General features: G+C 35.6%; 24 protein-coding genes and 1 pseudogene. 15 read left to right on the forward strand and 10 right to left on the reverse strand.

Translation table 11 applies throughout. The features are described from left to right. Nucleotides 1-32: 32 nt before the first annotated feature. Nucleotides 33-374, forward strand: coding sequence for a YuzB family protein (locus tag KRR19_RS06720; protein WP_002481386.1), 342 nt, complete (start codon nt 33-35; stop codon nt 372-374). Nucleotides 375-525: 151 nt separating this feature from the next. Here the strand turns inward: KRR19_RS06720 and KRR19_RS06725 are convergent, their stop codons facing one another. Beyond that, complete coding sequence (locus KRR19_RS06725; RefSeq protein ID WP_002481387.1) at nt 526-759, reverse strand: hypothetical protein; 234 nt, start codon at nt 757-759, stop codon at nt 526-528. A 424-nt stretch (nt 760-1,183) separates the two neighbouring features. Between KRR19_RS06725 and KRR19_RS06730 the strand changes: the two genes are divergently transcribed. The 12 genes from KRR19_RS06730 to KRR19_RS06785 all read left to right on the forward strand — a co-directional run bounded on the left by KRR19_RS06730 (nt 1,184) and on the right by KRR19_RS06785 (nt 12,232). Then, nucleotides 1,184-1,660 carry a GNAT family N-acetyltransferase gene (locus tag KRR19_RS06730; protein WP_057510144.1) on the forward strand — a complete coding sequence of 159 codons (477 nt, stop codon included), beginning with the start codon at nt 1,184-1,186 and terminating at the stop codon, nt 1,658-1,660. A 33-nt stretch (nt 1,661-1,693) separates the two neighbouring features. Beyond that, a complete protein-coding gene (locus KRR19_RS06735; protein WP_057510145.1) occupies nt 1,694-2,992 on the forward strand; it encodes an HD domain-containing protein in 1,299 nt (432 codons plus the stop codon). Nucleotides 2,993-3,056: 64 nt separating this feature from the next. Next, the gene (locus KRR19_RS06740) at nt 3,057-3,584 is read left to right on the forward strand and encodes a YwhD family protein (RefSeq protein ID WP_156666612.1); all 528 of its coding nucleotides are present in this window, start codon (nt 3,057-3,059) and stop codon (nt 3,582-3,584) included. A gap of 156 nt (nt 3,585-3,740) precedes the next feature. Beyond that, entirely contained in the window at nt 3,741-4,925 is a 1,185-nt protein-coding gene (locus tag KRR19_RS06745) for a M20 family metallopeptidase (RefSeq protein WP_023015465.1), read from the forward strand. 130 nt (nt 4,926-5,055) lie between these two features. Continuing rightward, nucleotides 5,056-5,472 (forward strand): YwiB family protein, encoded by a 417-nt coding sequence (locus KRR19_RS06750; RefSeq protein WP_023015464.1) that lies wholly within the window; start codon nt 5,056-5,058, stop codon nt 5,470-5,472. After that, the gene (gene argS / locus KRR19_RS06755) at nt 5,473-7,137 is read left to right on the forward strand and encodes an arginine--tRNA ligase (protein WP_057510148.1); all 1,665 of its coding nucleotides are present in this window, start codon (nt 5,473-5,475) and stop codon (nt 7,135-7,137) included. It abuts the gene before it with no gap. 136 nt (nt 7,138-7,273) lie between these two features. Next, on the forward strand, nt 7,274-8,179 hold the full coding sequence (locus KRR19_RS06760; protein ID WP_060803726.1) for an ABC transporter substrate-binding protein: 906 nt from the start codon (nt 7,274-7,276) through the stop codon (nt 8,177-8,179). Nucleotide 8,180: 1 nt separating this feature from the next. After that, a complete protein-coding gene (locus KRR19_RS06765; protein WP_057510226.1) occupies nt 8,181-9,128 on the forward strand; it encodes a FecCD family ABC transporter permease in 948 nt (315 codons plus the stop codon). A 58-nt stretch (nt 9,129-9,186) separates the two neighbouring features. Continuing rightward, nucleotides 9,187-9,930, forward strand: a complete 744-nt coding sequence (locus KRR19_RS06770; protein ID WP_060803725.1) for an HAD family hydrolase — start codon at nt 9,187-9,189, stop codon at nt 9,928-9,930. Then, on the forward strand, nt 9,905-10,729 hold the full coding sequence (locus KRR19_RS06775; protein ID WP_023015460.1) for an alpha/beta fold hydrolase: 825 nt from the start codon (nt 9,905-9,907) through the stop codon (nt 10,727-10,729). The genes KRR19_RS06770 and KRR19_RS06775 overlap by 26 nt, the downstream gene beginning before the upstream one ends. 166 nt (nt 10,730-10,895) lie before the next feature. Then, nucleotides 10,896-11,402: an SA0570 family protein gene (locus KRR19_RS06780; protein WP_156666610.1), complete on the forward strand. Its 507-nt coding sequence runs from the start codon at nt 10,896-10,898 to the stop codon at nt 11,400-11,402. A gap of 116 nt (nt 11,403-11,518) precedes the next feature. Beyond that, nucleotides 11,519-12,232: a hypothetical protein gene (locus KRR19_RS06785; protein WP_002481399.1), complete on the forward strand. Its 714-nt coding sequence runs from the start codon at nt 11,519-11,521 to the stop codon at nt 12,230-12,232. Nucleotides 12,233-12,370: 138 nt separating this feature from the next. Here KRR19_RS06785 and sarA read toward each other — a convergent pair whose 3' ends face one another. From sarA to KRR19_RS06800, 3 genes are all read right to left on the reverse strand, one after another. Next, nucleotides 12,371-12,745, reverse strand: a complete 375-nt coding sequence (sarA, locus tag KRR19_RS06790) for a global transcriptional regulator SarA (RefSeq protein ID WP_216733549.1) — start codon at nt 12,743-12,745, stop codon at nt 12,371-12,373. Nucleotides 12,746-13,071: 326 nt separating this feature from the next. Continuing rightward, complete coding sequence (locus KRR19_RS06795; protein ID WP_216733550.1) at nt 13,072-13,551, reverse strand: efflux RND transporter periplasmic adaptor subunit; 480 nt, start codon at nt 13,549-13,551, stop codon at nt 13,072-13,074. After that, on the reverse strand, nt 13,532-13,996 hold the full coding sequence (locus tag KRR19_RS06800) for a hypothetical protein (protein ID WP_216733551.1): 465 nt from the start codon (nt 13,994-13,996) through the stop codon (nt 13,532-13,534). The genes KRR19_RS06795 and KRR19_RS06800 overlap by 20 nt, the downstream gene beginning before the upstream one ends. A gap of 321 nt (nt 13,997-14,317) precedes the next feature. On the opposite strand from KRR19_RS06800, the gene KRR19_RS06805 reads away from it, so the two are divergent. After that, on the forward strand, nt 14,318-14,542 hold the full coding sequence (locus KRR19_RS06805; RefSeq protein WP_002481402.1) for a hypothetical protein: 225 nt from the start codon (nt 14,318-14,320) through the stop codon (nt 14,540-14,542). 52 nt (nt 14,543-14,594) lie between these two features. On the opposite strand, the gene KRR19_RS06810 is transcribed toward KRR19_RS06805, so the two are convergent. Together KRR19_RS06810 and KRR19_RS06815 are read right to left on the reverse strand one after the other, a co-directional pair. Next, nucleotides 14,595-14,807 (reverse strand): DUF2922 domain-containing protein, encoded by a 213-nt coding sequence (locus tag KRR19_RS06810; RefSeq protein WP_002481403.1) that lies wholly within the window; start codon nt 14,805-14,807, stop codon nt 14,595-14,597. Between the two features lie 15 nt (nt 14,808-14,822). Continuing rightward, nucleotides 14,823-15,026: a DUF1659 domain-containing protein gene (locus KRR19_RS06815; protein WP_070626135.1), complete on the reverse strand. Its 204-nt coding sequence runs from the start codon at nt 15,024-15,026 to the stop codon at nt 14,823-14,825. A gap of 305 nt (nt 15,027-15,331) precedes the next feature. Between KRR19_RS06815 and KRR19_RS06820 the strand changes: the two genes are divergently transcribed. After that, on the forward strand, nt 15,332-17,380 hold the full coding sequence (locus tag KRR19_RS06820) for a cation:proton antiporter (protein WP_216733552.1): 2,049 nt from the start codon (nt 15,332-15,334) through the stop codon (nt 17,378-17,380). A 107-nt stretch (nt 17,381-17,487) separates the two neighbouring features. Here KRR19_RS06820 and lif read toward each other — a convergent pair whose 3' ends face one another. The 4 genes and pseudogenes from lif to KRR19_RS06840 all read right to left on the reverse strand — a co-directional run bounded on the left by lif (nt 17,488) and on the right by KRR19_RS06840 (nt 21,094). Continuing rightward, nucleotides 17,488-18,729, reverse strand: a complete 1,242-nt coding sequence (gene lif, locus KRR19_RS06825) for a lysostaphin resistance FemAB family serine transferase Lif (protein WP_216733553.1) — start codon at nt 18,727-18,729, stop codon at nt 17,488-17,490. Between the two features lie 121 nt (nt 18,730-18,850). Then, nucleotides 18,851-18,945, reverse strand: a pseudogene (locus KRR19_RS06830). Between the two features lie 383 nt (nt 18,946-19,328). After that, nucleotides 19,329-20,261 (reverse strand): manganese ABC transporter substrate-binding lipoprotein MntC, encoded by a 933-nt coding sequence (mntC, locus tag KRR19_RS06835; protein ID WP_216733554.1) that lies wholly within the window; start codon nt 20,259-20,261, stop codon nt 19,329-19,331. After that, nucleotides 20,258-21,094, reverse strand: coding sequence for a metal ABC transporter permease (locus KRR19_RS06840; protein ID WP_031262628.1), 837 nt, complete (start codon nt 21,092-21,094; stop codon nt 20,258-20,260). The genes mntC and KRR19_RS06840 overlap by 4 nt, the downstream gene beginning before the upstream one ends. Between the last annotated feature and the right edge of the window lie 7 nt (nt 21,095-21,101).

The raw sequence follows: 21,101 nt of genomic DNA on the forward strand, positions 1-21,101 counted from the left end.
AATTATAGAGATAAAGTGAGGTGGACAGAGCAGTGAAAAACAAATTTTTGATTTGTGATGATTGCCAAGCCGTAAATTGCAAATCCTTGGAAAGAAAATTAAAGAAACTAGATCCAGATGCTGAAATAGAGGTGGGCTGCCAATCATACTGCGGTCCAGGTCGCAGAAAGACATTTGCTTTCGTGAATAACCGTCCATTAGCCGCATTGACGGAAGATGAATTGATGGAAAAAGTTGAGAAGCAACTTCAAAAACCTCGCGACCCTGAAGAGGAAGAACGTTTACGTAAACGTAATGAAGAACGTAAACGCAGAAAAGAAGAACAAGATCGAAAATTAAAAGAAAAATTAGCCAAACGTAAACAAGCAAAATAATGATACAAAGTATATAAAAAACAGGCCCGTATGACTGGTGTGCTACCAGACAACGGGCCTACTTTCTTATCGTTATAACTATCGCGAGATTCGTTTCTATATTGACTGTTTAATGAACATGATGTGACTGCACTCGTGATGTTTGATTCTTTTAGTAAACTTCCACATAAGATCTGCACGCATTTAAGACATCTTTAGTATAGAAGTGACGTAAATTATCTTTAGTATAAGACGGGATTAATTCTTTACGTTTCACCCATTTATCAATCAGTGAAGGTGGAATACCATCTACCACCATTTCTGATTCATCTGTAACTAAAGTGTCCCAATCTAACGTAACAGGTTGTGAGTCAATATAAATGTTACCAAAGCTCGTATCATCCATATTTTAATCACCTTTTATTGAATTTTTAGTCCCTTAAGCATAATTAGATAGGGTACCTTGAGTTTCTTCTTGCAAAATTCATATACCCCGCTTATATATGAGTTATTCATCTTTTTTACAAAAACTTTACTTTTTGTTCAATTTTAGTGTAAATAGGGCGGAATTAATACACGATATGGGTTAGAGCGCCTTCATGAATTTTGCTTAATACGTAAATATCGAGCAAAGAGGTTTTAAGTATAATAAAAATTAGAGTATGAAAAAAGGGTTTTAAATGTAAAAGTTAAAGACAATGAAAAAACAGGGTAAAGATGATAAGTACAAGGTAAAATGAGAGTGCGTTTTACCACAATTTGAGAAACTATATGATATAATTAATTTATTCATTTTGAAAGTTGAACTATGTAAGGAGACGTGATTAACGATGCGTACAGTGAGAGAAGCAACACCAGCAGATGTTGTCGGCATCAGAGATGTGGCAACAAAAGCATGGTATGACACGTATTTAAATATTTATGCTGCGACAACAGTCAATGAATTGCTTACAGCAGCTTATAACGAGCAGCATTTACTTAAACGATTAAAAGAACAATTATTTTTAGTGGCAGAAGAAGAAGGCGAAATTGTCGGGTTTGCGAACTTTATTAACGGCAGCGAACTTTTCTTATCTGCACATTATATTCACCCTAAAGCACAACGTAAAGGTTATGGTACGGCGTTGCTTGAGAAAGGGTTAGAACACTTTAAAGGAAAATATGATGCAGTGTATCTTGAAGTGGATAACCAAAACGAAGAGGGTGTTGAATACTACCGTCAACAAGGATTTGAAATGGTGCGTGCGTATAACCGTGAAGTATACGGTGAAGTAATGGACCTTGCCTTGATGAAGAAAGCATTTTAATGAAAATAATGCTAACACGATGGAGGGATACTCATGGCTGAGACAGATTACGGTACTCAAAAATTATATGAAGAGAAAGTATTCAAAGATCCAATTCATCGCTATATTCATGTCAAAGACCAAGTGATTTGGGATTTGGTGAAAACAAAAGAGTTCCAACGCTTGCGTCGTATCAAACAACTCGGTACGTTGTATTTATCTTTCCATACAGCAGAACATAGCCGCTTCGGCCATTCATTAGGCGTCTATGAAATTGTACGTCGCATCATCGATGAATCATTTGCGGGACGTGAAGCATGGAATAATGATGATCGTCTGTTGGCATTATGTGCAGCACTCCTTCATGATTTAGGCCATGGTCCGTTCTCTCATAGCTTTGAGAAAATCTTCAATACCGATCACGAGGCATTTACACAAGCGATTATTACAGGGGATACAGAAGTTAATGCGGTGTTAAGTAAAGTATCACCGGATTTCCCGAAAGCTGTTGCTGATGTCATCAATAAAACACATCCGAATAAGCTGGTGATTTCTATGATTTCATCACAAATTGACGCAGACCGTATGGATTATTTACAACGCGATGCTTATTTTACAGGAGTCTCTTATGGGATGTTTGATATGGAACGTATTTTAAGGTTAATGCGTCCAACTAAAGATGAAGTGTTGATTAAAGAAAGCGGGATGCATGCGGTAGAGAACTTTATTATGAGCCGTTACCAAATGTATTGGCAGATTTATTTCCATCCGGTAAGTCGAGCTGGAGAAGTGATTTTAAACAATTGCTTGAAACGTGCGAAGGAATTATATCAATCAGGTTATCAATTTAAATTGTTCCCTAAAGACTTTATTCCGTTCTTTGAAGGAACGATGACGATTGAACAGTATGTAGAGTTGGATGAAGCGGTCGTACTTTATTATTTGAAAGCTTGGGTTAAAGAAGATGATACCATTTTAAGCGACTTAGCACGCCGTTTTATTAACCGTGATTTATTTAAACATCTGCCGTTTGACGGCTCGATTATTACGATGAATGAATTAAGAGAGCTGTTTGAAGCGGGCGGTATTAATCCAGATTATTACTTCGTCAGTGAATCTTTCTCTGATTTGCCTTACGATTATGACCGCCCGGGGTCTAATCGCCAACCGATTCATCTACTGCAACGTAATGGCAATATTAGAGAAATCAGCAGTCAATCTATGATTATTCAAAGTATTACAGGCATTAATCGCCAAGATTATAAATTATATTATCCTAAAGAACTGGTGCATCACATTGAAGATGACAAAGTTCGTGAACGTATTCTCAGTATTTTGAACGAATTGAATTGATAGTCAAACGATTGTGTTCGAAAAGTATCAGATGATACGGTAAAATAGATAAAGGTAATTAAAAATGGAGGTGTGGCTTGTGGCAGAGAATAAGGGTTTTCAATTCAATATTATTAAAAATGACCCGTTAGATGGCCATAAAGGAACGAATATCGGGGCAATCAGTTTGGATAACGTTGCACCTGTATTTATAGATTTACAAGAGAAAGAAGCATTTATTGATATTGGTGCGATGCATGCACGTGCAGATGTTGAAAAGGGTGTTAAATGGATTACAGATAAAGAAACTGTTGAAGGCCCTGAAGCAAAAGCTTATTGGTTATGCTGGGTGACAACTGAACGTGGTGAACAAGGTGCTTACTATGCTGGATTGACAGCTTGTTATTTATTAGTGAACAAGAAAATCCGCAGAGGTTATAAGAGTATGCCTGAACATGTCAACATGATGGATAAATCTATGAAACATAAAATTGTCATTGATCATATCGGTGATGAAAATATTGAGATTATCCGTGATTTCTTAAAAAATCATGATAAAGACATGTGGAATAACTCAAGTGATGAATTAAAAGAAGCACTACACGATAAATAAAAGCAATCATTAAAGGCAGAAATCACGTCATGTGGTTTCTGTTTTTCTTTCTTAATACTAAGTTATTTTTATACTTAAAAAGGATAAGTATGTTAGAGTGTAAGTATTATATTTTGAATAATCACAATAGTTAAATAATAAAAGGGGAGAGGGCATATGAGTTCAGAATTAATCAAACGTTTACAAGAGAAAGAAGAACGTATGGTCGAAATCAGACGGTATTTACATGCACATCCGGAGTTATCATTTAAAGAAGTAGAAACGCCAAAGTATATTGCGGATTTCTATAAAGATAAGGATTGTTTAGTAGAAACAAACGTCGGTGACAATGGGGTGAAAGTCACTATAGATAGCGGTAAACCAGGGAAAACGATTGCGATTCGTGCTGACTTTGATGCTTTACCGATTGAAGAGGCAACAGGACTGCCATTTGCGTCAGAGAATCCAGGCGTGATGCATGCGTGCGGGCATGATGCACATACGGCGTATATGTTGATTTTGGCTGAAACGTTGATTGAAATGAAAGATCAATTTTCTGGAAAAGTGGTCGTGATTCATCAACCAGCTGAAGAAATGCCGCCAGGTGGTGCCATCGGTATGATTAAAGATGGTGTGCTAGAGGGCGTAGACCATGTCTTAGGTGTACACGTGATGAGTAATGGTGAACGTGGTACGATTTATTATCGTGAAGGCAACGTGCAAACTGCACGTGGTTACTTTAAATTAGTCATTCACGGTAAAGGTGGACACGGTTCTTCTCCACATGACGCAAATGATGCGATTGTAGCGGGGGCGAACTTTGTGACAACGGTACAAAGTGTAGTCTCAAGACGTATCAGCCCATTTGAAACAGGTGTCGTTTCAATCGGTTCTTTCGATGCGAAAGGTCAGTTTAATATTATTAAAGATAAAGTGGAAATCGAAGGTGACGTGCGTGGCCTGCATGATGAAACGAAAGATAAAATCGCACAAGAGTTACAACGTGTCGTCGATGGTTTAGAAACAACATTTGGTGTGACTTGCGACTATGAGTATCTAGATGATTATCCAGCAGTATACAATGACCCAGACTTTACAGAGTACGTAGCTGAGACCTTAAATAACGCAGAGCGTTCTGCGATTCAAAAAGTAGAACGTTGTGATCCATGGCCACCTTCAGAAGACTTTGCATACTATGCGAAAGAAGTACCAAGTGTATTCATTTATGCAGGAGCAGCACCTGAAGAAGGTGAAGTTTATCCGCATCATCATCCTAAATTTAATATCAGTGAATCTTCAATGATGACAGCGGCTGAAGCTGTCGGTACGGTTGTATTAGATTATTTGAAGGATGAATCTTAATAAGCAGAAAAATTTAATTGATTTTATGATGTACAGCACATACAGTGTGAATTTAGTCACTGTGTGTGCTGTATCTTTATGTTATAATTTGGTATATTAATGAATAATTCAGAATAGGGTGAGCGCGTCTTTGAATCAAAACATTCGTATCCAAACATTACAGACGATTGAACGCGATGATGAGTTTGATGAATTTGAATTTGAAACAGATGGCACTTGGCAAGAGAAGCGGAATGCTGAATTTATCCGCTATGATGAACAAGTTGAAGACTTGACGGTGCATATTACATTGAAAATTCAAGAAGATGAAGTTAGATTAATGCGCAGCGGGAATATTAAACAGAACCTGCATTTTGTTGAAGGAAAAGACACCGTATCTTTATACGAGATACCGACAGGCAAAATTCCTTTAACTATTCGTACTTTAAGCATTCATCATTACGTACAACCAGACCAATCAAAACTTAAAATTCGTTATGAACTCTTCCAAAACAAAGAGAAGATGGGCACATACCTTTACCAAATTACCTATAAGGAGCTGAAGTAAGTGAATATTATTGATCAAGTCAAACAAACATTAATTGAAGAAATAACAGCAAGTGTTAAAGCCGCTGGACTTGCAGAAGAAGTTCCTGAAGTCAAAGTGGAAATTCCGAAAGACCCTAAAAATGGGGATTACTCTACAAACATTGCGATGGTGCTAACAAAAATCGCAAAACGTAATCCACGTGAAATTGCGCAAGCTATCGTGGACAATTTAGATAAATCTAAAGCGAATGTTGAGAACATCGAAATTGCAGGACCTGGTTTTATCAACTTCTATTTAAATAACCAATACTTAACGGCGATTATCCCTGAAGCTTTAGAAAAAGATACAGATTTTGGTCGCTCTGAAAAGAAAAAGAACCAAAAAATCTTAGTGGAGTATGTTTCTGCGAACCCAACAGGTGATTTGCATATCGGACATGCGCGTAATGCGGCAGTCGGTGATACGTTATGTAATATCTTAGATGCGGCTGGTTATGATGTTACACGTGAATATTACATCAACGATGCCGGTAACCAAATTACGAACTTAGCACGTTCTATCGAAGCACGTTACTATCAAGCTTTAGGTAAAGAAGCAGAATTACCTGAAGATGGCTACCATGGTAAAGATATCGTGAATATCGGTAAAGATTTAGCGGAAAAACGCCCTGATCTACAAGAACTCCCTGATGATGAGCGCTTAAAAGTGTTCAGACAATTAGGTGTCGATTATGAAATGGAAAAACTTAAAAAAGACTTAGCTGATTTCAATACACACTTTGATGATTGGTTCAGTGAAACAACGTTATATGATTCAGGCGAAATCAAACGTGTCTTAGAGTTAATGAAAGAAAATGGTCATACGTATGAAGCGGATGGTGCGACTTGGTTACGTACAACGGACTTTAATGATGATAAAGACCGCGTATTAATCAAAAAAGACGGCACATACACTTACTTCTTACCAGATGTGGCATATCACTATGACAAATTCCACCGTGACGGCGGCCAAGATATCTTGATCAACTTATTCGGCGCAGACCATCATGGTTATATTAACCGTCTGAAAGCATCTGTTGAAACATACGGTATTGATGCAGAACGTCTTGAAATTCAAATCATGCAGATGGTGCGTTTAATGCAAGATGGCGAAGAAGTTAAAATGAGTAAACGTACGGGTAACGCGATTACATTACGTGAAATCATGGATGAAGTCGGTATTGACGCGGCACGTTACTTCTTAACAATGCGTAGTCCAGATACGCACTTTGATTTTGATATGGAACTTGCGAAAGAAAACTCAGCTGAAAACCCTGTTTATTATGCACAATATGCACATGCGCGTATTTCATCTATCTTAAAACAAGCGGGTGAACGTGGCGTAGTGCCATCTGAAAATGCAGATTTCAGTGTTATTAAAAATGATAAAGCGATTGATTTATTGAAGAAAGTTGCAGAATTTGAACCGATGATTGAAAGTGCTGCAGAACAACGCGCACCACATCGTGTAACCAACTATATTCAAGAATTAGCAGCAGCTTTCCATAAATTCTACAACGCTGATAAAGTCTTAACAGACGATGAAGCTAAAACACAAGCTTACGTTTCTATGATTGCGGCAGTACAAATTACATTACGCAATGCCTTGGCATTAGTAGGTGTAACTGCTCCGCATACGATGTAAGATTATATAAAGAAGCATTCTTGACGGGTGCTTCTTTTTTTATTTTTAAACTTGTAAAATTTTTGTAAGATTCATCTTCTCAGCCCGCGTAAATATGCTAAAATGAGATTTACAATACAAGTATGAGGAGAAATTGATGAAACAGAAATTATGGGTGTTTTTAATCTTAATTATCTTAGTTGCGGCTGGGTGTTCAGCACCGAGTAATAAAGAGAAAGCAGACAACAAAAACCAATCAGAAGAAAAGACAAAACAAACGCAAAAATATCATCGTATTATCTCGTTGATGCCAAGTAACACTGAAATACTCTATCAACTCGGTTTAGGTAAAGAAGTTATAGGAGTGTCTACAGTGGATGACTATCCGAAGAGTGTTAAACATAAACAGAAGTTTGATGCGATGAAACTCAATAAAGAGCAGTTATTAAAAGCAAAGCCAGATTTGATTTTGGCGCATGAATCACAAAAAGGTATGGGTGATAAAGTATTAGGCGATTTAGAGAAAAAAGGCATTAAAGTCGTCTACATACCTGAAGCACATAACTTTGACGAAATTTATGGTACGTTCAAACAAATCGGTAAAATCACAGGTCGTGAATCACAAGCTGACACATTAGTTTATGATACAAAACATCGTGTTGACGCTGTGTTGAAAGATGTGCCGAAGCATGAAAAAGCACCGACTGTCTTTTTAGAAGTCTCACATGAACCAGAGATTTATACAGCCGGAAAAAATACATTCTTCAACTATATGATTGAAGAACTGCATGCGAAAAATAGTTTCGCAGATCTAGAAGGCTGGAAGAAAGTCAGCAAGGAAAGTATTATTAAACATGACCCAAATGTTTTAATTACGACAGAAGGTATCACACGTTCGGATTACTTGAAAATTATTCGTAAACGTGGCGGCTTTGAGAATTTAGAAGCTGTGAAGAAAGGCCGAATTGAAGCGGTAGATGGTGATACGATTTCAAGACCAGGTCCTCGTATCGACCAAGGCCTTAAAGCATTAAGAGATGCGATTTACCGCGATGAAAAATAATATGAAACAAACCACTATTATTATAGGATGGTGTCTCGCGTTAATCGCGAGTATCGCAATCAGCTTGTTTTGGAATTTAGGCAGCTGGTCGGACCCCTTAAATCATAGTATTTTGTTTGAAGTGCGCTTACCGAGAGTGTTCGAGGCATTGTTAGCTGGTATCGGTTTATCGATAGCCGGCCAGATGTTTCAAACCGTTTTGAATAATCCGCTTGCAGATAGCCTGACTTTAGGCTTAGCGAGCGGTTCTGTTTTAGGTAGCGGTTTAGCTGTATTTATCGGTTTAAGCAGTTTATGGATTCCGTTCGCTTCAATTGTTGCAAGTATGTTAACTTTAGCTATTGTTTTAGGGGTGACTGCCGCAATTTCACAAGGTTATATGATGCGCGCGTTGATATTATCAGGTATCATGATAGGTGCATTATTCAATGCGTTTTTATATCTATTGATTCTACTTGATGAACGCAGAATGAAAAGTATTGTGATGTATATGTTCGGCGGTTTTTCTAATGCAGAATTGCATGAAGTATACGTGATTGCACCCATTATGATGTTATGTATCGTGCTACTAGGCTTACTGCTGCCGAAGGTAAAGTTACTGCAAGTCGGAACGTTGAAAGCACGTTCTTTAAGTTTGAATGTCAGACAAATGATGTTTATGGTGTTAACTTTATCATCTATCATGACAGCTATTATTGTCTCGTATACCGGCATTATTGGTTTCATCGGTATGATTGTGCCACAGCTGATTAGAAGAACGACGCAGACTACATTAGGTGTACAAATGTTGCTGAACGGCGTTGTCGGCGGTACAGTGATGGTCTTTGCGGACACGTTAGGTGCACAATTATGGAATCCGATTGAAATTCCAGCAAGTATCATTCTTGCTTTATTAGGAATACCTGTACTCGGGTATTTAATCGCAACCCAGAAACACTCGTATGAATAATCTGATGAATAAAGAAATAATCACAGATGCCAAATAGGCATTTATAGGAGAGAAGCTTATGAATTTAGAGGGGATTAAGGCAGTCGTATTCGATTTAGAAGGCACGCTGTTGGATCGTAATAAATCAAGAGAGAAGTTTATTGAAGAACAATATGAACGATTTCATGATTATTTAGTTCATGTTCAAGCGCGTGATTTTAAAAAACAGTTTATTGAATTAGATGATGACGAAGATCATGATAAGCCTGAACTGTATAAAGCGATTATCAAACGATTTCATGTCGATCGTTTAACATGGAAAGATTTGTTCCGCGATTTTGAAACACATTTTTATCGTTACGTGTTCCCTTACCATGATACACAATATACACTAGAGCGTTTAATCCAAAGAGGTTATTTGACAGGTGTGATTGCGAATGGTAAATCTAAAATTAAACAATACCGTTTAGAAAACTTAGGTATCTTATCCTATATTCATTTTTTATCTACTTCTGAAATGGTAGGGTTTAGAAAGCCGCATCCTAAAATCTTTGAAGATATTATGGATCAATTAGATGTTAAGCCTGAAGAAGTGATGTACGTCGGTGATGATGCCTTAAATGATGTTGCACCAGCCCGTGCAATGGGTATGGTCAGTGTATGGTTCAATCATGAAGATGATGAAGTAGAATTGGCACCAGAACCTGAAGAGATGGACTTTGAAATTTCAACTTTGGAAGAATTGCTAGAGATATTACCAAAAATCGCCCCACATTCTAAGGAGAGTGAAAAAGCAGATGGAACTATTTACGACGAAGGATAATACGACGTTAAATTATATAACAAAGGGAAGCGGACAACCTGTTGTGTTGATTCATTCCGCTTTTGAGAACTATTCGATTTTCGATGATATTGCGACGCAATTATCATATGATTACCAAGTCGTCAGCGTAGATTTACGTGGACATGGTTATTCAGATAAACCTTTAAATATTGATTTTGCAGATTATGTAGAAGATATTAAAGACTTGTTAGATTACTTATATATCAAACATGCATTCTTTATCGGTCAAGAACTGGGTGCGACGATTGCGGCAGATTTTGCGTCTAAATACGCTGAGTATAGTGATGGTATTATTTTAATCAACCCAGCAACATTACAAGCAGAATTGCCAGAAGCGCGTTTATACAGAAAGTACGCAGATCAAATCAGAACGTTAGAAGAAAACAAACAACAAAAATTCTTAGATAAACATACGTATGGTTCACCGAAAAAAGCAGGAAAAATGTTGAAACACTTTTCTGATACGTTGACATTAATGACAAGACTTGAAAAAGAAGCGGTAACAAAATCATTTGAACAAACTGAAATTGATTTAGACTTACATCAAATTAAAGCACCGGCATTAATTATCGTCGGAAAATATGATGAACGTTTAACACCACAAGAGTTAGATACTTATACAAAAGGAATCGCTCAAGCACAAGTTGAAACGTTTGAACATTCAGGATTGTATCCGATGGGTGAAGAAAAGAAAGCTTTCTTAGAAACTGTAACAGCATTTATCAATGTGAATGAAGTATTAGAAGATGAGCAGAAACGCGTGACTACGCAACAGTAAAGTTTTTAATCATTAATATTAGCAATTAAACTCCAATATATTATACAATATTACAAAAGATTACATCTAGAGACTGATTACATCAAGGGTAATTAGGGGTATAGTGTAATAAGCGCAGAAAAAGTTACAAGAAATTTACAAAAAGAGAGCAAAGGAGTTATTGCTTATGAAAAAATTACTTTCAGCGGCTATTGTTTCTGCAACAGTGGTAACTGGACTAGGCATCTCTCAAGCAGATGCAGCGTCTGGAAATACGATTCAAACCGTTCAACAAATCCACCACGGAGATACTTCTCTAGAAGGCGTTAAGCTAGGTCAAAACATCCAAGATGTTTTGAAATCACAAAAACTCACAGGGTACTCTTATAAACCTGATAAAACAAAACACTATTATGAGTTTAACTCTGACAAAGGCTTATTGATTGTGACTGCTGATGGTCAAAAAGATCGCGGCAAGGTAACACACGTTACTATGAAATACAACAAAGCAGATGGCCCAAGCTTTAATACTGTACGTAAACAGTTAGGCAATACGGTCACTTGGAGATATAACTATAATGAAGTTACAGGAAACTTCGGTTACATTAAAGATAAAGATACTTCTTATCAATTTACAAGCCAATCACCAAAAGATAAAAACTTAAAACTTTATCGCATTGATATTGGTAAATAAGTATACATGAAATAAAGGCAGGGGTGTTGTACACTCCTGTCTTCTTTATATTGATTGAACTAAGCAATTGTGCCATGATAAATTAGTAAGGATAGTAAATTTAAAGGAGTCACATCATGCGACCGAATGACAAAATTTTATTAGAAAATATCAGTGATTACTTCAACTATAAAGGGATTGCGCCAAACATGATTGACGATATTAAAGAGAAAATTCGTCAAGATTTACCGAAATCTGAAGCGCATGACGTCGATTATATCGAATATCGTAAAAAGGCACCGGCAGAGATTATTTTAACCATTCAAAGGAACTTATTTGGTTTACAGCTGAATCCGATTCTCTTTTTCATTATCAATTTCTTATTAATCTCTTACCTGTACGATAAACAGTTCGTGCCATTTCAGGCTGCGACAGGATTATCACTCATTTATTGTTTAATCATTTTTCCAATTACTGTTTTTGTATATTTCAGGATTGTGCGAAAGAATTATTTATATAGCAATAAAGCTGAAGTGATGATAGGGATAGGCATTGTGATTGTGGCGGCTATTTTAGTGGCACTGCATGGTTTGAATATTGATCTTGGTGTTATAGTCGTAACGAAATATGCGCATATTTTTGTGTTCTTTTTCGGCTTAATTATGGCTGGTTTAGGCCTGTATTATAAGCGTTTTGAATTTACAGGTGTAGGTTTATTGTTAGCACAAAAAACGATTGATGCGGTTATTTTAGACCCTAATATAGCGCAAATCGGTACGATTATCATTTGGGTATTAATCTTGGCGGTTATTATCTTTTATTCAATCAAGTTATCTACACGAGGGAAATAATAAGAGTTGTCCAAATAAAATACAAAATGACAATAAAATACGTATTTTCGTTGTAAACAAAAAGCGTGGTGCTTTGAATGTATGTCATTCTAAGCATCACGCTTTTTGTATTATCCTTTATAATCTATCGTCAGCTGATCAGATTTTGATTTCTTTGTTTGCAGTTAAGATACGCTCGTTAATACGATTTAATAATTCATTGATTTTTTCACGTTGTTTAGAATTTACTAAGATTAAAACAGTTCTTTCATCTTGTTCGTTACGTTTTTTATCGAAGTAATCTTCTTGTGATAAATTTTTAACAGCTTTAACAACTTGTGGTTGTTTGTAGTTTAAGTGATTAATAATATCTTTTAAGAAATATTCCTCGTCATCTGATTGATTAAGGAAAGTTAACACTGCAAACTCTTCGAAGCTGATTGTAAACTCTTTTTTAATAATGCTTTTCATCTTGTCAGCATATGTCACCATTGCTAAAAGATCAGATGAATTTTTAATTTTTGATACTGCCATTTGTATTTCCTCCCTTGACATTCCCATTATCGTAGTATTATTGGCAAATAGACTAATATTAACATTAATTTCATAATTGGGACTAGATGCTATTGCATCAAAATATTCCTGCCCCTATTATTTATTTAATTATAACTAAATAAAAATGAAATGTAAACAAAAAAACATTATAAAACAATGGCTATTTCAAACAAATGATACTTTCAAAAAATTACCCAATGAACCCAGAAAATTTATTGAACATCATTTGAATTACACATTATAAATTAAGATAATGTCTATTTTTTCTATTTAGCCTTTTGATATGGGTTAATTATATAAGAACTCTAGTTTAATGTGAAGTTTTTGGGTTGAGCAATAACTTTTTCTCCCGGTAATAAACCTTCACTAATAATAACCATACCCGATTTTTCATGGTATTTAATAATTCTTTTAACCATTTGTTCATTTCTTTTAATTAATATTGCGTTTTTATCATATAGTACGTCCTTTGGAAGGGCAATTAAGTGCGTAGGAATCGTAATTTGAAAGTGGGTTCCTACAGGTATAACACCATTAGTAGAAATTTGAACTTCGTAATAAGATTTATTTGTTTCACTTTTTGTAACATCAGGATAATGACTAATACTCAAAATTTTGCCTTTAAACTGTTCCGTTGTTTTTGTTTTAATTTCAACAGATTGGTTAAGTTTCAATTGTTTGAGTTCAGTCTCAGAAATATAAGCTTTAATTATACGCTTTGAACTGTGAATTTGGGCAAATAATTGATTTTTCTTACTTGGATGCTTATCTAATAATATGGACAATGCCTTCTGACATACTGAAGACTTGTGTTCTGAGTCCAAGCTGAATACGATCATATTCTTGTTCCAAATAGGTATGCATATTTAGGAAGTTTTGACGATGCTGATGACTATCTAAAGTATTCAAATGCTTACGTACTGCAGTTAATTGTTGTTCAAGTATTTTATTGTAGTATTCGAACAAGGGCTGATCTTTTTTTATCATTTTACCTTCAGCACTATACCAGTCATGGATGCTTCCCATACGAGCATCATAGTAAAAGGATTGTGTTGTTTCAGCAGATTGAATACCAGAAAATTGAATCGGTCGGTTATAGGTTGCGGTGTACGTTTTAACGTTTTGAGTTGCCTGAAGTGTGTAATGTCGGAATGCGGCATATAATCCGACGGCAGTTGCGCTTAAAAGGAGAAGGAGTATTAAGGCAATCAACCAGGGGTGTTTAAACAAAATTATGCTCACCTCATCTTATTTAATTTCTTGGTTATTATACAATGTAAATAATGGTTGGTGCAACGCCTAAATTAATTATCTTGTCGCATATTTTTAATAAATATAAAAAAAGTAGAAAAATAACACAAATGCACTGAAAAACGACGAATATCAACTTAATCTCGTTATGCTCTGTGTTAAGTAATAGGTAAATTGTGTCACTTTTTATTTGTAAATTGTAAAAGTTGTAGATTTTTTTGAAATATCAATATATAATTTGTTGAAACGAGATGTTTTACATAAAGCGATTTATGAAAAGTGGGAAAAGGGGGGCGCATCATGACAAAAATGACTATTATTCGGGTGTTAGACGAGGAAACATTTTTTATAGATGCAGGACATAGTGCTTGTATTAAACAGCACCAATTTATAGAAGTATTGAACGCTAAGCATTCATATAAAAATTTAGCGCAAGTCGTGGATGTTTATGATGATTATGCTTTATGTAGAAAGTTAGGTAGTAAACGCGTGTTTTTCGGAGATGTAATTCAACCGAGGCAATAATCAAAAAATAGCCGAGTTTACTCAAATGTTGAGCAAACTCGGCTATATTTAATTAGAAGATAACATGTGTTTCTTTTTCTACGATTTGTGCTCCTTTAATCGCAATGATTTTACCTGATGGAGGATTTAATACATTGCTTTCTAACAAAGTGCTCATCGCATTACGGATGGATTCTTCAGATACTTGTTGTTTAATATCTGGAACTTGGAATTTGACCGGTTTGTGTGCTTCATTGATATAAATCAATTCTAGTGATTTTGTCATAATCTGATTCTCCTCTTATAAAGTTTCTACTGTTGTGACTTCGATGTTGTCGTATGTTTCACCTGTTAATTTTTCAATAGCTGATTTGAAGCTGTTTAATTGTGCTTCAGTGCTTTGTGGGTTTAAACGGGCAAATCTACGACGTTTGATAACTGGTTTTGCTTCTTTTTTGTCTTCGACACGAATAAGTGTCACTGCAAGTTCTTTGATTGTTTTCATTTCTGTTCACCTCCTTGCTCACTCTATATATCGAAATTTCTAGAAAAAAAGCACACCCTTTTGTAAAATTAATTTCAAAAACTTTTGAAGGAGTGTGTGACGGGGTAATTAAACAGGTATATAAAGCTTCTTCTCTAAGGTAGATGAATCATCGCAATATCTATAAGATGATGAAGTTTTTAGAATAGATTTCACACAATTGATTATAGTATTATTAAACATAGACACTTGATATATGGTCGGAATCTTCAATGATATTGAAGAAAGATATATGAAGTATATACAACAAAGAAAGAGGTGACGCTGTGGAAATTATTGAAGGTCTTTTGGTCTTTATAGCAGCAATTATTTTAAGTTCATTAATCCATTCATTATTTCTCCCTAAAGTACCACTAGCGTTTATCCAAATCATTTTAGGAGCGCTGATCTTTTTAACACCAATTCCGGTAAACTTTAGATTTGATACAGAAGTTTTTATGGTTGCGTTGATCGCACCCTTACTATTCATTGAAGGTGTTAATGTATCGCGTGTGAGTTTGAAGCGCTACATAAAACCAGTAATGATGATGGCGTTAGGTTTAGTATTTACAACAGTCATAGGGGTAGGGTTCTTTATTCATTGGGTATGGCCAAGCTTACCCATGCCAGCCGGCTTTGCGTTAGCTGCTGTTTTATGTCCGACAGATGCGGTAGCTGTGTCGGCAATTACGAAAGGGAAAATTCTACCAAAAGGTTCTATGACAATCTTAGAAGGGGAGTCATTGTTAAATGATGCGGCAGGTATCATTTCATTCAAAATTGCTGTCGCAGCACTGATTACAGGCGCATTTTCTATTACGGATGCGATTGGTCAGTTCTTAATTACTTCAATCGGCGGTTTAGTTATTGGTCTGATTGTCGGTATTATCTTAGTTCGTTTACGCATTGTATTGGCACGTAAAGGTGTAGAAAGCAATAATATGTTTGTATTCATTCAGTTATTGACACCATTTGTGTCATATCTTGCGGCAGAAGTCTTCCATGCTTCAGGTATTATCGCGGCAGTGATTTCAGGACTGGTTCATGGTTTTGAGCGTGATCGGATTAATCAAATCAGTAACCAGTTGAAATTGAGTTATACACAAACATGGAACTTATTGAGTTATGTATTAAATGGCTTTGTATTCTTAATTTTAGGCTATATTGTACCTGAAACTGTTAAAAACATTATTAAAACAGAGCCGCAGAACCTAGTCTTCTTACTTGGAATTACAGGTTTGATTGCCTTAGCGGTATATGTATTTCGTTTCTTATGGGTGTATGTTTTATATCCATATTTCTACTTACCAGTCAGTCCATTCCAACGCGCAATGAATGATGGTGAGAATAAAGAACAAGGAGAAACGAAACCTAAACGTAGTAAATACGCGATGATTATGACTTTATGCGGAGTACATGGAACGATTTCATTAGCCATTGCTTTGACGTTTCCTTATATGCTTGGAGAACGTACATCATTTGTTTATCGTAATGACTTACTCTTTATTTCTGCAGGTATGGTGGTATTAAGTTTGGTAATTGCTCAAGTTTTATTACCGTTAATTACGCCAGTCATGAAGAAGGTCGAAGTGGAAGGTATGAGTTTCAGAGAAGCTCGTATCTATATTCTTGAACAGACAATTGACTACTTAAGAAGACATGCGACGCCTGAAACTTCATTCAATTATGGTAATGTCATTAAAATTTATCATGATCGTATTGCTTTTATGAAAGTGATTGACGATGATGATGAAAACTCTAGAGAACTTGAACGCTTACAAGGGATTGCGATTGATACAGAGACAGAAACATTAAACGAGCTCGTGAAAGAAGGCAGAATTACACAAAGTGATTTTGATAACTATATGCGCTATGCCGAACGTACACAAGTGTATCGTCAAGCTTCATTGATTCGCAGAATTATTATGCGCATCAAAGTAGCCATTTTAAGACGTCGTGTGCGTGTACAAACAAACGCATCTTCCTCATTAGATGTGCAACAGAACTTAAAAGAAATTTCGAATATTATGCGTATCGTTCATTACAATGTAGTCAAACGATTAACAAAAGAAGCTAATGCTGATAACAAATTAGAAATCGGCACAATTTGTGATAGTTATTTAATGCGTTCAGATAATCTGACAGCGGCTAATATCTTCTCAAATAAAACGGGTCATCGTAATAATGTAGCTAGAATCAAGCTCAATGCTTTACGTGAACAACGACATATTTTGAATGAATTGGTCGAAGATGAAGAAATCAGTGAAAAAACAGCTTTAAAATTACGTGAAGCGATTAACTATGATGAAATGGTCTTAGTGGACCGTTTAACATAATTATAAATAGAGCACAGCCTGCATAACAAACAGGCTGTGCTTTTTCATATAGTAAGATAAAAGAAAGAACTATTATAAATTGTTAGATAGTTGAGAATAGTTAACTTTTATCTATTTAACAATTGATAAATCTTGTAAAAGAAAGGTTTAATCGGTTTAATAAAGTCGCCGACATATTCTTCAACATGGGCATTAAAGCCTTCTTTGAATTTTTGAACACCGAAATCTTCAGCATCTTCACTGAAATCTCCTGTAATACCGTAAAAATTATAGCGATCAATACCTTTATTTTTCGCAAATTGAATCATTTCCCATTGGAGTCTGTACGCACCCATATAGGCATTGTATTTAGGGTTTGAACCGCTGGATAGGTAGTAAACTTCATGAGGGTTATAGATATAGTAAGCTGCAGCTAAGTCTAATACAGGTCCATCTGTTTCTATCAATTTTTTCGTTTCAGTAATTTTTCGTTCTTGTGCTGCTAATTGCTTTTGGTATTGCGCATATTTATTTTTGTTTTTCTTAGAATTAGGGTTTTCTTTTAATGCCGCTTGAACATTTTCAATATCTGTATTTAACTCAGCGACTTTCGCATTTTGTGCCTCTAATAATTCTTCTAAATCGATGTAAGCCAGCTTTAACATACTGTTATCAGCGTATGTTTTCTGCATTCTTTCAAAATAACTTTGATCTCTGAATTTGAAGCCGTGTTTTTCTTCAGCCATTTTAAATAATTTAAAAAATCGATCTGTTTCATCAATTGATAAATCACGGACTTTCACCTGCATTTCATAGGTTTTCTTAATATTATGGCGTGTTTGATAATCCATTTCTTTTAACAATTGTTTTTCATCTTTGTTTTCTAGGTTTAAGACAGACAACCATCTGATCTGACTTGTTTGAGAATAACCTGTAGTAAACCCTTGATGACGGTAACCTAATAAATTCATCACATTCATAAAAGTTTCGTTATCATAAGATTCAAGGATTTCTCCGTCACAACTTCGAATATTTTCTAACAGGTAAGGATCAGTTAAAGCATATAAGCAGTTATGCTTTTTTAGATATGTCGTTAAGTTTTCATAAAAAAATCTGACTAACTCATGGTCTTTAAAGTTCATGACTGGACCGCGATGTGTATAGAAATATTTAAAGAACTTTAAACAACGTGCCTCAGTCAGTAAACAAGCAGCTAATACATCACCTGTTTCATTTTTTACGCCGACTAAATGTACATTATTTTGATGCTCATTTTGATAATTGAAATGTGAGGATGATTGGGTATAATGTGATGCGTTTTCATTAACAAAATTTTCAAATTCTTGAATGTTTAACTTAGAAAAATTCAAAAAAAGACCTACTTTCATATAGAGTTTTTTAACATTGATTAGATATACACAAAAAAATCGATTGATTAAGTAACCGCAATTGTTAACTTATCAACCGATATCAATATTGTTTAAAACTAAGCGGAGGGAGAAGGATTCGAACCAACGCAAGCACTGACGTGCTCCTAATTAATAAATAAATATTAACCCCCTTAAACCAGACTTGGGTATCCCTCCATGAATAACTAAATTAATCATAACTTTAGTTTTTCTAAAAGTAAAGGAAATTTATAAATATTTTGTAGATAAACAATTGAAGATATTTAAAGAAATATAATAAATGACTAAATTTTTTGTTGTTTATATTTAAAAGGGTGAAGATGTGATCTTGTGATGAAAGATTGAGTGAATTAAACACAAAAAAAGCGACAGCTCTTGAGGGGAACTGTCGCTTCGAAAATCGATGTCATCGCAAGCACCGATTTTCTTAAAGTGGTGTGTGGTCCAGTGGGAGGAAAGACCACAGCTTATTTATGTTTAGGATAGATTATTTATGGATTAGCGGAAATGGAATGGACATACTAGGAGGTCTTTTTCCGCTAATTGAAAGGATAAATTGTTTACTTCATGCTTTGATGAACGGTTTCAATGTTAGATTCCATCATTTTGTAGTAGGAATCTCCTTTACTGCCTTTTTTGCCAATAGAGTCTGTGTAGACTTCTCCTGAAATTGGAACGCCTGTTTCTTCACTCAAGCTCTTCATGCTTTTATGATCGACACTTGTTTCGACTAATAGATTTTTCAAGTTGTGATCTTTAACGAATTTAATTGCTTGTTTCATTTGTTCAGGTGTTCCTTGTTTTTCAGTGTTAATTTCCCAAATATAGCCGGGAGTGATGCTATATTGTTTTGAGAAATATTTAAATGCGCCTTCACTTGTGATCATAGCGCGTTGATCTTTAGGAATGTCATCGAACTTGTCGTGACTGTCTTTATTTAACTTTTCAAGCTTGTTGATATAAGCATCACCTCGTTTTTCGTAGTCTGCTTTGTGTGCTTTATCATGATTGATTGCAGCTTGCTGAATTGTTTTTACATATTTGATGCCGTTCTCTAGATTTAACCAAGCGTGAGGATCTTGTTTTGTCTCATCGCCTTCAGCACCGTTCAGGTAAATTGGTTTTACATCTTTAGAAACGCGTACGACACTATCATCTTTAGTTGTTTTGCCAGCTTGGTCTAAAGCATTTTTAAACCAACCATTACCTGTCTCCAGATTCAATCCGTTATAAAGGATGATATCTGCGTCTGTTAAGGCTTTGATGTCTTTAGGTTTGACCTCATATTCATGAGGATCTTGGCCGATAGGAACTATGCTATGTATATCCGCATGGTCCCCGACTACGTTGTCGGCCATGTCATATAGTATTGAATTGGTTGTGACGATTTTAAGTTTATGATTATCAGAGGCTGTTGAGTTTGAATCTTTGCCTCCGCCGCATGCTGCTAACAGTAATAACATGATAGCTAATAATGGTACTAATTTTTTCATGATGTAACTCCTTTTTTGATTTTGAGAGTCAATTTAGAATAGATAAATGTACCGACATAAATAGCAAACGCACACAAGACAATTGTTGCACCACTAGGGATGTTATAAATGTAGCTGAAATACATACCGATTATTGAACTGATTACACTGATCAGACTGGCTACAATCATCATAGACCATAATTTCTTGGTGATGAGAAAAGCTGCTGAAGCGGGTGTAATCAACAGTGCAACAACGAGTATAATACCCACAGTTTGAATGCTTGCAACTGTCACAAGTGACAAGAGCAGCATCACAAAGTAGTGGATGGCTGTTGTGTTTAAACCGCTCATTCTACTAAAGGTTGGATCGAAAGTAGAAATCATTAATGGGCGGTAAAAAATGATGATAAGCAAGAGTACTATTATGCTGACCACAATCGTCGACCAGTATGCACTATTGGTAATCGCTAGCAAATTACCGAATAGAATATGATACAAGTTCGTCGTACTATTGATCAAGCTGATAATAATAACTCCGGTAGCTAAGAATGCTGTGAAGCTGATGCCGATGGCTGCGTCTTGTTTAGTTTTACTTCGTTCAGAAATAAAACCGATGAATAGACTGGCTAGCATTCCAGTAACTAAAGCTCCGACAAACATCGGAATTTTGAAGAGGAATGATAGTGCAACCCCTGGCAATACAGCATGGCTCATCGCATCACCCATGAGTGACAACCCTCTTAAAACAATCAGGCTGCCGACTGTTCCGCACACAATGCCGACAAAAATGGAAATAATCAGAGCGCGGTTTAAAAATTGATATTGTGTGAGTTGTTGTATAAATTCGTACATAAATTTG

Source organism: Staphylococcus sp. CWZ226 (genome assembly GCF_018986355.1).
In the GTDB taxonomy this organism is placed as follows: domain Bacteria; phylum Bacillota; class Bacilli; order Staphylococcales; family Staphylococcaceae; genus Staphylococcus; species Staphylococcus simulans.